At 31.7% G+C, this 15,047-nt stretch carries 14 protein-coding genes; 8 read left to right on the forward strand and 6 right to left on the reverse strand.

The genetic code is table 11. The features are described 5' to 3' along the window. The first annotated feature begins 160 nt into the window (after window positions 1-160). Genes QZN45_RS03705 through QZN45_RS03730 form a run of 6 tightly spaced genes read left to right on the forward strand, consistent with a single transcriptional unit; the run spans window position 161 to window position 6,608 of the window. Entirely contained in the window at window positions 161-1,534 is a 1,374-nt protein-coding gene (locus QZN45_RS03705) for a histidine kinase dimerization/phosphoacceptor domain -containing protein (protein WP_296811219.1), read from the forward strand. Beyond that, the gene (locus QZN45_RS03710) at window positions 1,488-1,898 is read left to right on the forward strand and encodes a sensor histidine kinase (RefSeq protein ID WP_342764025.1); all 411 of its coding nucleotides are present in this window, start codon (window positions 1,488-1,490) and stop codon (window positions 1,896-1,898) included. The genes QZN45_RS03705 and QZN45_RS03710 overlap by 47 nt, the downstream gene beginning before the upstream one ends. Beyond that, entirely contained in the window at window positions 1,895-3,769 is a 1,875-nt protein-coding gene (locus QZN45_RS03715; RefSeq protein ID WP_296811224.1) for a histidine kinase dimerization/phosphoacceptor domain -containing protein, read from the forward strand. Before QZN45_RS03710 ends, QZN45_RS03715 begins: the two co-directional genes overlap by 4 nt. Before the next feature lie 59 nt (window positions 3,770-3,828). Then, complete coding sequence (locus tag QZN45_RS03720; protein ID WP_292609955.1) at window positions 3,829-4,239, forward strand: response regulator; 411 nt, start codon at window positions 3,829-3,831, stop codon at window positions 4,237-4,239. 6 nt (window positions 4,240-4,245) lie between these two features. Beyond that, window positions 4,246-5,991 (forward strand): glycosyltransferase, encoded by a 1,746-nt coding sequence (locus QZN45_RS03725; RefSeq protein ID WP_296811228.1) that lies wholly within the window; start codon window positions 4,246-4,248, stop codon window positions 5,989-5,991. Beyond that, window positions 5,991-6,608: a hypothetical protein gene (locus QZN45_RS03730; protein ID WP_292609951.1), complete on the forward strand. Its 618-nt coding sequence runs from the start codon at window positions 5,991-5,993 to the stop codon at window positions 6,606-6,608. The genes QZN45_RS03725 and QZN45_RS03730 overlap by 1 nt, the downstream gene beginning before the upstream one ends. Before the next feature lie 117 nt (window positions 6,609-6,725). Here the strand turns inward: QZN45_RS03730 and QZN45_RS03735 are convergent, their stop codons facing one another. From QZN45_RS03735 to QZN45_RS03750, 4 genes are read right to left on the reverse strand one after another with little or no spacing between them, the layout of a single operon-like run. Then, complete coding sequence (locus QZN45_RS03735; RefSeq protein WP_292881146.1) at window positions 6,726-7,319, reverse strand: hypothetical protein; 594 nt, start codon at window positions 7,317-7,319, stop codon at window positions 6,726-6,728. After that, the gene (locus QZN45_RS03740) at window positions 7,320-7,925 is read right to left on the reverse strand and encodes a DUF6891 domain-containing protein (protein WP_296811230.1); all 606 of its coding nucleotides are present in this window, start codon (window positions 7,923-7,925) and stop codon (window positions 7,320-7,322) included. It abuts the gene before it with no gap. Next, window positions 7,918-8,616, reverse strand: a complete 699-nt coding sequence (locus tag QZN45_RS03745; RefSeq protein ID WP_292609946.1) for a DUF6882 domain-containing protein — start codon at window positions 8,614-8,616, stop codon at window positions 7,918-7,920. The genes QZN45_RS03740 and QZN45_RS03745 overlap by 8 nt, the downstream gene beginning before the upstream one ends. Continuing rightward, entirely contained in the window at window positions 8,617-9,852 is a 1,236-nt protein-coding gene (locus tag QZN45_RS03750) for an LL-diaminopimelate aminotransferase (protein WP_292881154.1), read from the reverse strand. Window positions 9,853-10,060: 208 nt separating this feature from the next. Here QZN45_RS03750 and QZN45_RS03755 point away from each other — a divergent pair, with 208 nt between their 5' ends. Next, on the forward strand, window positions 10,061-11,677 hold the full coding sequence (locus tag QZN45_RS03755; protein ID WP_296811233.1) for an ATPase: 1,617 nt from the start codon (window positions 10,061-10,063) through the stop codon (window positions 11,675-11,677). Between the two features lie 110 nt (window positions 11,678-11,787). On the opposite strand, the gene QZN45_RS03760 is transcribed toward QZN45_RS03755, so the two are convergent. Next, a complete protein-coding gene (locus tag QZN45_RS03760; protein ID WP_292881160.1) occupies window positions 11,788-12,255 on the reverse strand; it encodes a hypothetical protein in 468 nt (155 codons plus the stop codon). Window positions 12,256-12,264: 9 nt separating this feature from the next. Next, a complete protein-coding gene (locus QZN45_RS03765; RefSeq protein ID WP_296811235.1) occupies window positions 12,265-13,935 on the reverse strand; it encodes a glutamate--tRNA ligase in 1,671 nt (556 codons plus the stop codon). Window positions 13,936-14,034: 99 nt separating this feature from the next. Here QZN45_RS03765 and QZN45_RS03770 point away from each other — a divergent pair, with 99 nt between their 5' ends. After that, on the forward strand, window positions 14,035-15,045 hold the full coding sequence (locus QZN45_RS03770; protein ID WP_292609938.1) for an aldo/keto reductase: 1,011 nt from the start codon (window positions 14,035-14,037) through the stop codon (window positions 15,043-15,045). Window positions 15,046-15,047 lie beyond the last annotated feature (2 nt).

Here is a 15,047-nt window from a genome sequence, read left to right on the forward strand (position 1 = left end):
ACTACTTTTAAATTAAAAATAAAGAAAAATTAGAAAAGAAAATAATGTTTCTCTTCAAAAATTTTTTTAATCAAAATCAATTAAGTTTTTGAAAGAGCCTATAAATATTAAATGAATTATAAATATAGTATGTATTAATAAAAACTTTAGGGTAATACGCATGCATATTGAAAGACAATATAGAGAACTAGAAAAAATAGAGGAGATTCGAGTTCATAATGTAGACTCTTCAAAATTTTATCATGAAGCCCCTCAAGTAATGAAACCCGATAAAGTTCCTTTTAGCAAGCTTATGAAACATGTTCCTGCAGATATCGATGTATTTTTACCAGTTGATGATGGAGAAGATTTTATAATAGAACGGATTGGATGGAACATGCTTCAAAGGGCAAATGTTAATCTTGAAGACGTAGAGTACAGATTATTCAGCCAATGCTCCCCATTTTTCTATGATCTTTTAAAAGATGATTTAAAAGAGGTTTATAAAACCGGAAATACAAAAGCCTTAAGAATAATCTATTACATAAGCGATAGAATTCAAACACTGACAAATATACACATCATTCTAGAGGACAATATAATATATTTAATTTCCGATTTAAAAGAAAATAAACCAGAAGCAGAAATTAGTGAAGAAGAACAGAAATTACAGGATAATGAAAATAAAGCTAATTTAATAGAATATTTCTCCCAAACCGGAAGTTATTATAAAACAAGAGACGAATATGTTTGGACACCAGGAATATATAACATTATAAATCGTTCCAAAGAGCCAAGGGACGCATTTTATAATATAATTTTTGATTTGGTTATACCTGAAGACAAGCCTTTAGTTGAAGAATTACTTGAAACCATGAGCCCTGAAACTGATACCTATGAAAACATCATCAGGATTTCAACACCTGGAGGCCAGATAAAATATCTGGATACTTATCTTTACTCCAAATTCGATTCAAATGGTGAAGAAATAAGCCATTATGGACTATTTAAAGACATCAGTGTCGATTCACACAAACATATGACCCGGCCTGTTGATTTTATGTTGAATGGTTTTAATCAGAATTCCAAACTCTCTTTACTAGTGGAACCATTAAGCAAAAGGTATGAGTTTAGCGAAGGATTTTATAAAATCATCGAAATGCCAAAAGAGGATTATGTTCACAATGAAAGTATCATTGATTATATCGAAGAAGAAAACGTTAGAGAAAAGCTTAAGATGTTAATTAATGGTGAAATTGAAGAGATAAATACTATTCTAACTTTTAATGTCAATGGTGATGAAGAAAATCAAAAGATTTGTGAATTATTCATCGAAAGATTCACTTACGGAAATAAAACTCACAGTATCGGATTTCTAACCGACGTGACAATTGCACGCCAAAAACAGAAAGAATTAATTGAATCAAATGCAACCAAAAATATCTTAATTAAAGAAGTTCACCACAGGGTGAAAAACAACTTACAGGTATTGAACAGTTTTCTAAACCTTGAAAGCCCTTCAAAACCTCTTTACAGCAAAAGATATCCAATTTAAATCATATATTAATGAAGAAATTCATTTATCCATTGAAATCATCACACCTTTACTTTTAATTATTGATGAATTAACCATGAATGCAATAAAACATGCGTTTCCTAATGAAAATCAGGAAGATAAAACAATTTACAAAAAAATCGATTATATCAATGATAATACTTGTGAATTAATTTTAAAAGATAATGGAGTTGGTATTGAAAGTCCTGAAAAATTAATTAACCATAATTTAGGTTGGGAGATAATAATGAGCCTAACAAAACAAATAAATGGTAAAATTGAAGTTTTAGAGCTTGACGTTGGAACTGGATTTAGATTAACATTTCCAAAAACTTTTGAACACGAAATTGAGGGATTACAATGAGAATACATAAAGAATATAGAAAATTGGAGAACGTCGAAGAAGTGAACGTTTATGACGTTCATGAAAAAGAATTCTATATACAGGCGCCCAAAGAATTTGAAATGGAAAAAATACCGTTTCCAGTTGTAATGAAAAATATTAAAACGGACATAAACATTTTCGTACCATATAAAGATGGGGAAGATTTTATCATACATGGATTGGGAAATAGTGCACTTAAAAGAGGAAATATTCGGCAAGAAGATATTGAAGGAAGACTATTGAGTAAAGCCTCCCCTATGTTTCATCAACTTCTTCATGAAGCATTATTCGAAGTATATAAAACTCATGAAATAAAACATGTGCGATTCTTATACCACCATAAAGAAAAATTAGCCAGACTCACAAATGTTAAAATAATCTATGAAATGGGTCGGATTTTCATCCTTTCAGACCATATCGATACAAGCGAAAGCACATTATATATTCCAGAAGACGACAATCGTGATGAAGACAAGGCTAATTTAATAGAATATTTTGCACAAACTGGAAGCTATTATAAAATCAATGGAAAATACTCCTGGACTCAAGGTATTTATAACATCATTAACCGTCCAAGAGACGAATACGATGAATACTATAACATCATATTCGATTTAACAATCCCTGAAGATAAACCATTAATCGAAAAAATCAACAAAATCATGGATTCTGGAACTTCCCACTACGAATCAATTATTAGAATCAGAACCCATGACGGAACATTGAAATATCTTGAAATGAACCTATACTCTAAATTTGATAATAATGGTAATCTGATTAGTCGTTATGGATTAATTAAAGATGTAACCACTTATTCACATAAAAAGATTACAAGACCTGTTGATTTCTTGTTAAGCGGTTTTAAAAATAGTAAAAAATTAGCATTGCTTATTGAACCCTTAAATCCAAAACAATATGAATTTTCAAAAGGATTTTACCATCTTATTGAAGAGGATCCAGAAGATTATTCCCATTCCCGTGCAGTAATACAAAATATTGTTGAGGAAGATGTAATAAATAATATTATACAACTCATTGACGGTCAAATCAACGAACTTGAAGAGACTTTCACATATAATGTAAAAGGAAATGAGAATAACCAAAAAATATGTGAAATATATCTCGAAAGATTCGAATTTGGTTCTGATACACACAGTATTGGATTTTTAACTGACGTTACTGAAGAAAGAACAAAACAGCTAGAATTGATGGAAGCAAATGAACATCAAAATGTGCTAATAAAAGAAGTTCACCACAGAGTTAAAAACAACCTACAGGTACTAAACAGTTTCTTAAACCTCGAAAAAAGAGCATATAAAGATAAACCAAGCATAATTATTGATCATATGCAGTCCAGATTATCCTCTCTTGCTATTCTTCATGAAAAAACATATAATACTACTGACTTCAAGAATATCAACTTAAAAGAGTATATTGAAGACCAAGACGGCCAATTAAGAAGTTTAATTGGTTTAAGAGATGGAATTGAATTTGAATCAGAAGTGGATGAAGATTTAGTTTTAACAATCGAAGTTATCACACCATTATTACTGGTTATCGATGAATTAACAATGAATGCAATAAAACATGCGTTCCCAGATAAAACCAAACCTAACAAGAAAATTACCAAAAAGATAACCAAAATCGACAATGAAAACGCAGAACTCATCCTTCAGGATAATGGTGTCGGCATAAATGATCCCGATAAAATTACTAAAAATCTCGGTTGTGAAATCATTAAAAATCTTACAAAACAATTAGATGGACATATAGAGCTGTTCGAACATGAACATGGAACAGGATATAAACTAACTTTCCCAGTTTATATGGACCATACTATTGAAGGATAACTTGAAAAATAAAAAACAATATATAATAATAAAAAAAAATTTAAATGTGAGGGTAGAAAATGAATGAAAGAATTTTAATTGTTGAAGATGAAGCAATTACAGCATTAGATTTAAAGTACAGTTTAGAAGATTTAGGTTACGAAGTAATTGACACAGTTGATACTGGTCAAGATGCTATTGATGTTGCAGCAGAAAAAGTACCTGATGTTGTCTTAATGGACATCAAATTAAAAGGAGATATGGAAGGAATAGAAGCTGCAGAAGTAATTTCTGAATTAAGAATACCTGTAATCTATTTAACTGCAAACACCGACACAGATACTTTTGAAAAATCCAATGTAAAAGGATCTTACGGCTTTGTTTCAAAACCATATGACATAAACAAATTAGACAAAACTCTTAAAATAACTATTAACCGAGCAAAACTAGAAGAAAACAAACTGAATGATGCAAGTGGATTTACTCAATAGATTTAAATGACTGAACTAAAATTAATCCAAGGAAAACCTAAAATATTCACCATCAGCTCTGAAGAATTGATGCTGTCACAAATTAAAGAATACGTCGAAGATTACGAATACGAATATGTAGGGTCAGCATCCGAAAAAGATGAAATCTTTAAAAAAGTAGACGAACTATCTCCAAATTTGATATTTTTAGATACTGAAGAGCAAGGTTTAGATTTGCTTGAAACAGCAAGTGATTTGGAGCTTTTCAATGTTCCAGTTATCATTATTGTTGGGGATGTTTTTGATGCAACAATAGACCAGTTATTAATGAGTAATCCATATAATTATTTACTAAAACCTGTAGATAAAGATGAACTGCAAAGAGCTATGGCAGTTTCATTGAAAAAGCATGAACAGAACATATTAAGTGTTCAGACTGCACAAAATAAAATACAGGAAAAAAATACGGAACTTTTAATAGAGAAATCTGACTCCAGTTTTCTGTTAATTCTTTGTATAGCATTAATCATCATAGCTATTTTAAGCAGAAATGCTACATGGCTTCAATGGGTGCTTTTAATTCCAACATTAGCAATGCTTATAAATTCCATCGTAAGTCTCAAAAAACAAAAGGAAGTTATTCCATTTGAAGAAGAAGACCTTCCATTTATAAGCGTATTTATTCCAGCACACAACGAACAGTACACAATTGAATCAACTGTCAGAAGTGTTTGTGATTCAGATTATACTAAAAATGGAGAATCTAATTTTGAAGTTATTGTCGTTAATGATGGATCCACTGACCGTACTGGAGAAATATTATCTGATTTAAAAAAGGAAATTCCGGAACTTAAAATCGTTACAAGACATCCTCCAAGGTCAGGTAAAGGAAAAGGTTTTGTTTTAAACGATGCATTGACATTATCACAAGGAGAGGTGATTGGTGTTTTTGATGCAGACACACAAATCAAAGATGATTATTTGATGACAATTGTCCAATACCTCAATAACGGAATCGATGGAGTTCAATCAAGGGTTAAAATGTGGAACAAAAATGAAAATTTCTTGGCCCGTATGCAACATGTGGAGTTTGCAAGTTTTGGAAATACATTAATTGCAAAAGACAATCTCGATTCTACTGGATTTTTAGGAGGAAATGGACAATTTGTAAGAAAACAAGCCATTATAGATTCAGGTCGTTGGGATGGATTTGCGGTTACTGAAGATTTGAATTTAGCAATAAAGATTATCCTTAATGGAGGTCAAATACGTTATTGCGGTGAATGTGCAGTTTATCAAGAAGCAGTTACTGAGTGGAGAGCATTTTTCAGACAAAGAATCAGATGGGCTATCGGTAACTTTGAAACATTATTTGTTTATTTGCCCCAGATTGTAAGGTCAAAAATATCCATCGGAAAGAAATACAATATCATTGAGCACATTTCATTTTACAGTTTTAATTTATTAATTTTCTTCGGATTCTTAGTGACAATAGCCAATGCAATTTCATGGTTCCTTTTCCATCAAACTACAGTTATTAGAATGGAAGCACCATTTATTGTGGGAATCTTATCAATGATTGCATTTTTCCCAGGAATCCTAATTGCTCTTTCAAGAGACAAACCCACAATAGGAGAATACATCAAAGACCTTGTAAAATATTATCTTTATTGTTTCCACTTAATTCCATTATTTTTTATGACTATGGTAACAATGCTTACAAGAAAAGAAAGAAAATGGTCTAAAACAGAGCATAAAGGAGGGAATAAATAATGAGAAGAGGAGACATGATACGTGGAGTAATACTCATAATCATTATTATATTTTTTGCAGCGAATGTCAATAGTATAAATAGTTTCTTAAGCGTCAATACTGATAGGACTGTTGAATTTGGCCATAGCGCAACAATTGTACCCCAAGCATGGAATACAACAGATGAGTTGAATTTAACCAATGAATCCAAAACTCCTCATGCCATTACAAACGAATACGTTTATATTGACCATTGGGATGATTGGCCCGAAGACCACATAACATCAATTTCAGAAGCGAAATTTAGATCGATGGAAAATGGAAATTACAAAGTTCTTAAAACTGAAAATGCCACTGCAAGTGGTGTTCCTGTTTCAAAACAGTATTTCTCAAATCCATCAAAAGATACAAATACATCCTGGAATCATATTGGTGTTAATTATGTTTTCCCTAGAGAAGATACAAATTATGCAATTCAAGTGCATTATTTCTCATCACATGATTACAACAATACAACATTTTTAAAAGAAGTGGATGACCGTATTGAAGACGATATGAGCAATATTCATAATAACGAATATAACGGATTTGTTTCAGGTGTGCGAGATATTTACAATTTCATCATATCCCACATCTAAAAACTTTTTTTAAATTAAAAAATTAATTAAAAATTTTAATATCTTCTTTTAGAAACTCAAAAAATAAACAACCACAAAATTAAAATTTATAAAGAAAAAATAAAAATAGAATGAAAATTATTCTTTAGGATATGTCAATGGATGATTTTCACACATTGGATCCTTAATAATATTTCTTTTAAGATGATATTCCAAAAAGTAAAGCATCCACTGATTGGATAGCTCCCTTAGAGATGCATCATCTAATTTTTCATGTTTAGTAAAGAAATCAAGTTGATTTCCACCAACAACAATAGCAATCTCTTTTGTCTTGACCAACATGAAAAAATCGTTGCGTATGTTGTGAATGCTAAAATCATCAACAACAGAAATTGATTTTTCCTTTTTATAATCATAGAAGAAATCATTAAGATATTCAAAATCGACAAATTTAATATCTTCTACATCAAACAGAACGTCTTCACTAAGCAACTGATTTTTAAAATCGTATTTTGAAAAAAATTCAATGTCCCAGATATTATTGTAAAATACTGTGAAAAAGGAGTCAACTGCAAAACGAGCTGTTAAAGAGAAATCTTCAGTTTCCTTTGGAGTTCCAAGTTCAACATCCATAAACTCCAAGTAAATAGAGTCCTGAGATATTTCTATTGAAGTCAATTTACCTGAATTAATAATTACATCCCTGATTAATTTAAGTGACCTGCCATTCATTTAACCACTCCTTTTTGTAAAATTTTCATATGCTCCTTCAATTTCAAATTCCTTTTCGCCATCATAAGATTTATCCCATTTAAATGAAACTAATTCTATTTGGTTGTCAATAGTTTCATCCCAATTCAATTCAAAACCTTCTGATTTAAAGGAATCATACACCATTTTTCCAACTTCTAAGGCTTTATTTTCATTTCTTTCAAAATCACCAAAAGTTATGTTTAGTTTCTCTTCAAGAATTGCCTGTTCAACATCCTCAAAAGTATAAAAACAAAAACCATCTGGAAAGTACTTGTTGTTTACCAAATGAACATAAAGTTCAAAAGCATCATTAACACCCTCTTTTATATCATAACCGCAATTATGAATGGCTACGATATTTTTAGAGGTTAATGAATTGAAAACATCATCCAATCTATTGAAATTAGTATCGTCAAAGTCATTTAAAGAGATATTAAATTGAGAAAAATCTACATTTTCCCCAATAAATTCATCTTCCAAAATTTCCAATATTTCTTCAGTGCTAAAAAAACCAGATTTAGAAAGGGCATTAATCATATACTCAATTTCTTCAGCTAAATCCGGATTCATAATATCATCACTCATCATCACCAAACACTATAATACGAGTGACATTTCCTCTTTCAGTAAATCCTGCCATTACACGGCTTTCACCGATTTTTGCTAGAGCAAAATCATCATGAGGTTTAAATCCATATCCTTTAAGCTTTGTATAAGCTTCAAAAGCAATTCTTGGATGAATATTGAAATTCTTTTGGAAAGTATAATAAGTATCCCTAAATTTTGTGACAGAATTATTTTCTTCAATCAAATCGGATTTAATAGCTACAAATATATCTATTCCCTCTTCAGAAACCGCATAATATGCATCCATATCTAATAGAGCTATTGAAACCATTGCCACAGTATGACAATCATCATAGTTAGACCTTAGAATTGGAGAGGTGAATTCAGCCACCTCAAATTCCTCACCGATATCTCGTATTTGTTTTGATGCCTTGATTAAATTTTCACCGAAAATATCTTCATTATCCCATGCCCAGCACCATTGACTTAAGTCTTTAGAGAAAAACCCTAAAACCTGAACTGGAATAGTAATATCATCAAAGGAGATAACTCCTTTTTCAAGATCTAACTGACCAACATTTTCACCGATTAATTCTGAAAAATTTTCCTGTTTATCTAAAGATAATGCACCATATTTAGATAGCAATACTTTGAAAGAATCTCCTTTTTCAATAGTTATTGGTTTTTCGACTACTTTCAATATTAACACCTAAAATTCTAATTTTGAAATTCTGTCCATTGCTTCTTTGGTATTTTCTAATGTATTGAATGCAGTTAATCTTAAATATCCTTCACCACTTGGACCGAATCCTGAACCAGGAGTTCCAATAACATTTGCTTCATTTAATAATAAATCGAAGAATGCCCAGGAATCCATATCATTAGGAGTTTTTACCCAAATGTAAGGGGAACTTACTCCTCCATAAACATCAAGACCGAGGTCAGTTAAGCTTTTTCTGATGATTTTAGCATTTTCCATGTAATATTCAATGATTTCACCGATTTGTTTTTTACCTTCATCAGAGTAAACTGCTTCTGCAGCTTTTTGAACCGGATAAGATACACCATTGAATTTTGTGGTTTGTCTTCTGTTCCATAATGGATTAATTTCAACTTCATTGCCTTTGGAATCATATCCCATTAATTCTTTAGGAACAACAGTGTAAGCACAACGGGTTCCTGTAAATCCTGCAGTTTTGGAAAAACTCTTAAATTCAATAGCTACTTCTTTTGCACCTTCAATTTCATAAATTGAGTGAGGAACATCATCTTCATTGATAAATGCTACATAAGCTGCATCAAATAATATTAATGCATTATTTTCTTTTGCATAATCAACAAATACTTTTAATTGATCTTTGGTAAGTGTAGTGCCTGTTGGATTATTAGGATAACATAAATAAATAATATCTACAGGTTCTGATGGAAGTTCAGGAACAAAATCATTTTCGGAATTACATTTAAGATATGTTAATCCTTCATACATACCATCATCTTTCATTTCTCCAGTTCTTCCAGCCATTACATTAGTATCAACATATACAGTGTAAACAGGATCAGTAACAGCAATTTTATTATCTATTCCAAATATATCCTGGATGTTTGCTGTATCACTTTTTGCCCCATCACTAATGAAAACTTCAGAAGTGTCTAAATCAATTCCATATGTTTTATATTCATTTTCAATAATTGCTTCAGCTAAAAAGTCATAACCTTGTTCAGGACCATATCCCATAAATGTTTCAGCATCAGCCATTTCATCAACTGCTGCATGAAATGCTTTTATAACAGCCGGTACTAACGGTTTTGTAACGTCCCCAATACCCATTTTAATAATATCTGCATCAGGATTAGCTTTTCTAAATTCTGCTTCTCTTCTTGCTACTTCAACAAAAAGATAACTACTTTTCAATTTAAGATAGTTTTCATTAATTTTTACAACCATGATTAAACCTCATAAATATTAATCTAATTTATATTTTATTTTCTCAATATATAAAATGAATGATTATTTTTCAGATGTATTAAATGCTTTTCAAAAAAAATTGTCAAGAAGATATTTTTATAACAAAAAGCCATCATATGAAAATATTTAAATTAACTATTTTACATAAATATATTATACTAAAAACATTGATAAGGAAGTTGGAAAAATGAATGGAATAACTATATTAATTTGGGTAACAATTGCAATTATAGCTATTATTGCAATAATATTAGTTAAATTGCACTACAGAGGAAAAGAGCTGGAAAATGATGAAGGATCAATACTTGAAGATGCAGAATCCTTAACTAAAGTATTTTCTTCCGGAAAAAGTATGCTATCTAAAGATAATGATGATAATTCCAATAATCCAACTAATCTTAATCAATCCAAACCCAAAAGCTTAAAAAGTGAAAATTCTTCAACAAGTAATGTGTATTATGAAGAACCTGCAATTTATGAAGTTGACAATACCACTTACGAAAATATTGAATACGAATCACAAAATCAAGTACTTGTTGATTATGGTACTACCGTAGAAAAATTCCAAGAACCAATTAAACAAAGCCAGATGGATATTATGAGCCAAAATAACGACCCTAAACCTGAAAAGCATGAGTTAAAAGATTTATTTACAATTGATGAATTAATCAAAGAATCAAAAAGAAAAGATAGTGAACGCGAAAAAGAAGCATATAAAAATGACTCTGAAGATAAGGAACTCGCCGAACTTAAAGAAAGCATAAAACAAAAACAAGAAGAGAAAAATATTGAAGAAATTATCGATGACATTCCAGAAGAAACAATTCAAGATATTCTTAATGAAACCGAAGAAGAAACTACTGCCGAGACTATTACCGAAAGCGCAGAAGAAGAAACCATTACTGAAACAATCACTGAAAGCACAGAAGAAGAAACAATTGCTGAGGTTATTAATGAACCTGTATCAGAAGAAACTAAATCAGATTCAGTACCTGAAACAGTAGAATCTAGTGAAAGTGAAGAAAGTAAAATTGAAGCGCCTACAGTAACATCTCAAGATATCGAAGAGGCAATAACTACTGCAAGTGAAGAAAGTAAAGAAGAAGTGGAAAGCATTTCAGAAAGTGCTGGCATTACTGACGCTTTACTTAATGACAATGAAAAAGAGGAAATTAAAGAGCCAAATCTTAAAACTCCAACAAAAATCAAAGAGGATTACAAATTCGGAGAGGATTTGAAAGATGAAAAGGTATTTGGAGAATATGACAGTGATTTAGACTATAGAAAAGATTTAGATAAAATCACCAATACAATCAAAGGTTCTAAAATATTCAAGAATGTGAAAGAAAAGCTCACATTCGAAGAGCCTGAAGAGGAAGAAGTAATTGAAGAAGAATTCATCAGAAATGTGAATGAATATGAAGAGGATTTTGCTCCGATTATCAATGAAACTCATGCAGATTATGCAACATACGAAGAGTATCACAAACATGATTTCGAAGAACCAATAGTACCTGAAGAAACACCAAAAGCATTTGACGTGATACAAACTACACCAGAACCTCAACCAGAAATTAAAGAATCAAGGATTGCTCCTATTAAAGAAAAACCTTCAAGAGACAATATAAAAATAAAATTAAATAACAATGAAGTTGTTCTTAAAAAAGGTGATGAAATTATTTACAATCATCAAGGAGAAACTTATTCCAGCCAAGTTTATGCAATTAATGGTAATGATATATCTGTAAAATACAGAAGAAAAAATATTGTTATCAAACCGTCTGATGTGAAAAAGGTATACTAATACCTTTTTTACTAAACATCACCACATATAAACATCTAAATATATTTTTATTAACTTGTAACTTATTTTTAAAAAAAAAGAGAATAATAAGCATTTAAAAAATGCTCAATTCATTCATCCTTATTCAATTTATAGCTACCATTTTCCACAATATATTTTGGAACAATGATTTTTAAGGAACGAATGACATTTAAATAAAAATCGTCCAATTCTCTATCTGCATAAGGATAGGTGTATTCGAAAATATATAAATTATTGTCTTCCACATATAAAAATTCATTACGGCGAATCTCATTTTCACCATCTGAAAATGAAGAGACCACCATATAATAAATATCATCATTAATAGGTATGAAATCGGAAGCGATTAAGTTTATTTGAGTATTGTTTTTTATATTTTTTTCAATATCCGCCTTGATGTCCGGAAGGCCAACAAGTGTAGGAGTGGTTGAAAATTTAATGGACATAGGTATTTTGGTATTTACAAGATACATGTCATTAAATTCATCTTTAGTTGCAACCGGTTCAAAATCTTCAGGCATTTGGAGTGTGGAAAATCCATTTGAAAACATTGTCATTATATTCACCTATTTATGTGCAAAGTAAAATATCAATTCATCATCAGCAATTTCATCAAGACGTGCAAATCCAACTCTTTCAAATTGAACAATATCTCCAACTTTCAAATCACGAAGTGCACCTTCACCAAGTCCTGTCTTAATTGATGCATCATCCATAACAATTTTAACATCAACATTGTCATCAACAGGGACCCATTGAATAATTCTTGCCTTGACACTTCTTGCATCTTCAAATGAAGTGGAATGATAAGTTATTTCATCACCATCGATATTCACATTCACAGCATCCATTAACCTGAATATTCCATCGTTAATGTCTGATTTTGCAAGATATGCACTGCCGTCAAATGGTAAAATCCTATTTCCCCTGTCCATGTGGTCTGCATGAAGTGGTCTTTCAATGTCGACTTTACCGCCTTCATATCCTCCAACAGTGATTAATTGAGGATCTTCACAGAAGAAATACCTATTCGCCACAGGTTCTAAAAAGTTACGGTTCAAACCATAAATCTTCTTCCAGCTAATAGCTGAATCAGCCATTTTAACGCCAATTTCAGTTATCAAATTATAAATGGTTCTTGGGTCGATTCCCCTTCTTGCAATAGCTCTTAAAGTTCCAAGTCTTGGATCATCCCATCCACTGTAGGTTCCATCTTCGATTCCTGCCATTGCTTTGGAAGTGCTTAGTGCAATATCTTCCATTTTAAGTCTACCGTAATGTATGTACTCAGGCACATCCCATCCCATATGGTCATATAGATATTTTTGTTTTTCAGTGTTTGCAAGGTGGTCTTTTCCTCTTAAAACATGAGTCAATCCCATCAAATGATCATCCACCGCAACAGAGAAATTCATCATAGGATAAATTCTGTATTTATTGCCTAAACGAGGGTGAGTTTCGTCAACCAATCTCATTGCTACCCAATCACGAATTGCAGGATTTTTATGGGTAATATCAGTTTTTACTCTAAGTACAGCTTCGCCCGCATCCATAGTGTCAAATTTTTCCCACAATGCAAGATTTTCTTCAACACTATTGTCCCTGCACGGGCATGCTTTACAGTTGTCTTTAAGCTCTTTGAAATCAGCGCCGTCACAGGTACACATATAAGCCGCACCCTTTTCTATTAACTGACGAGCATAATCATAATATGTTTCAAATCTGTCGGATTGGTAAATAACCTCATCAGGATTGATTCCCAACCATTCCAAGTCCTCAGGAATCATTTCATAAGCAGGTTCATATACTCTTTTTGGATCGGTATCTTCAATCCTTAAAATCAATTTTCCATCATGCCTTTTTACATATTCGGCATTTGGAACTGCTGCACGGGAGTGTCCAATATGTAGCGGACCGCTTGGATTTGGAGCAAAACGTAGAACAATATTTTCATGAGTTCCAGGAAGTTCCTGAAGTCCAACTTCTTTAGCTTTTGGTTTTTTGTCTTGAACTTCTACACCTAACTTTTCCATTTCGCTGGCTTGCTCTTCTGGAGATAAAGCGTTTACCTTTGCTACAATTTTACCTGACATTGGACCAATTTCTTTTGCTTTGCTTCTTAATTCAGGCTCATTTGCCATGATTGAACCCATAACAGCTCCAGGATTTGCAGATCCCTTATGTTTGGCTGCATTTAGCAAAGCATGTTTATAGATAATTTCTTCTAAATCATTCATTTAATCATCACAATTAATAATTCGATTATAAAAATAAGCAATATTATTTATCTTATTGAAGATATATAAAGATTAAGAATTAAATTGGGTTAAGATAGTATGAGGCTTGGAAAAACTAATCTCGAAGTAAATAAAAATGGATTTGGTGCCCTTCCAATCCAAAGATGCACAATGCAGGAAGCGGTTGAAATACTTAAAAAAGCATATGACAATGGGATTGATTTTTATGATACAGCCCATTTTTACACTGACAGTGAAGAAAAAATGGGAAATGCTTTTAAAGATATACCTCGTGAAAAGATTTATATTGCAAGCAAAACTGCAGCTGAAACACCAGAAGTGTTTTGGAGCGATTTGGAAACTTCACTTAAAAGCTTAAAGACAGATTACTTGGATTTATATCAATTCCACAACATTTCATTTGTTCCTAAAAAAGATGATGAATTATTTAAAGCAATGCTTGAAGCGAAAGAAAAAGGAATGATCAGACATATTGGAATTACAACCCATAAAATTACATTTGCCCATGAAGCCATTGAAAGCGGACTTTATGAAACTCTACAATATCCATTTTCATACTTAAGCGGAGAGGAAGAGATAGAATTGGTGGAGAAATGTAAAAAGTTTGATGTTGGATTTATTGCAATGAAAGCAATGGGCGGAGGATTGATTACAAATTCAAAAGCGAGTTTTGCATTTTTAAATCAGTTTGACAACGTATTGCCTATTTGGGGAGTTCAAAAGATTTCCGAGCTTGATGAATTCCTGTCCTATGACAGCACCACTGTCTTAGATGATGAATTGAAATCAACAATCGAAAATGACAAAAAGGAATTGGGCGAGGACTTTTGTCGAGGATGCGGCTACTGCATGCCATGTCCTGAAGAAATTAAAATCAGCATATGTGCCAGAATGTCACTTTGGGTTAGGAGATTTCCGACAGAACCCCATTTAACTGAAGAATGGCAAAAAACAATGGCTCAAACAGAAAACTGCATAGAATGCTATGCATGTGTTGACAAATGCCCATATGAATTGGATATCCCAAGAATTCTTAAAGAAAACTATGAAGACTACAAAAATATCTTAACCGGAAAAACAAAGGTGTGAAT

Source organism: uncultured Methanobrevibacter sp. (assembly GCF_900314695.1).
Lineage (GTDB): Archaea > Methanobacteriota > Methanobacteria > Methanobacteriales > Methanobacteriaceae > Methanocatella.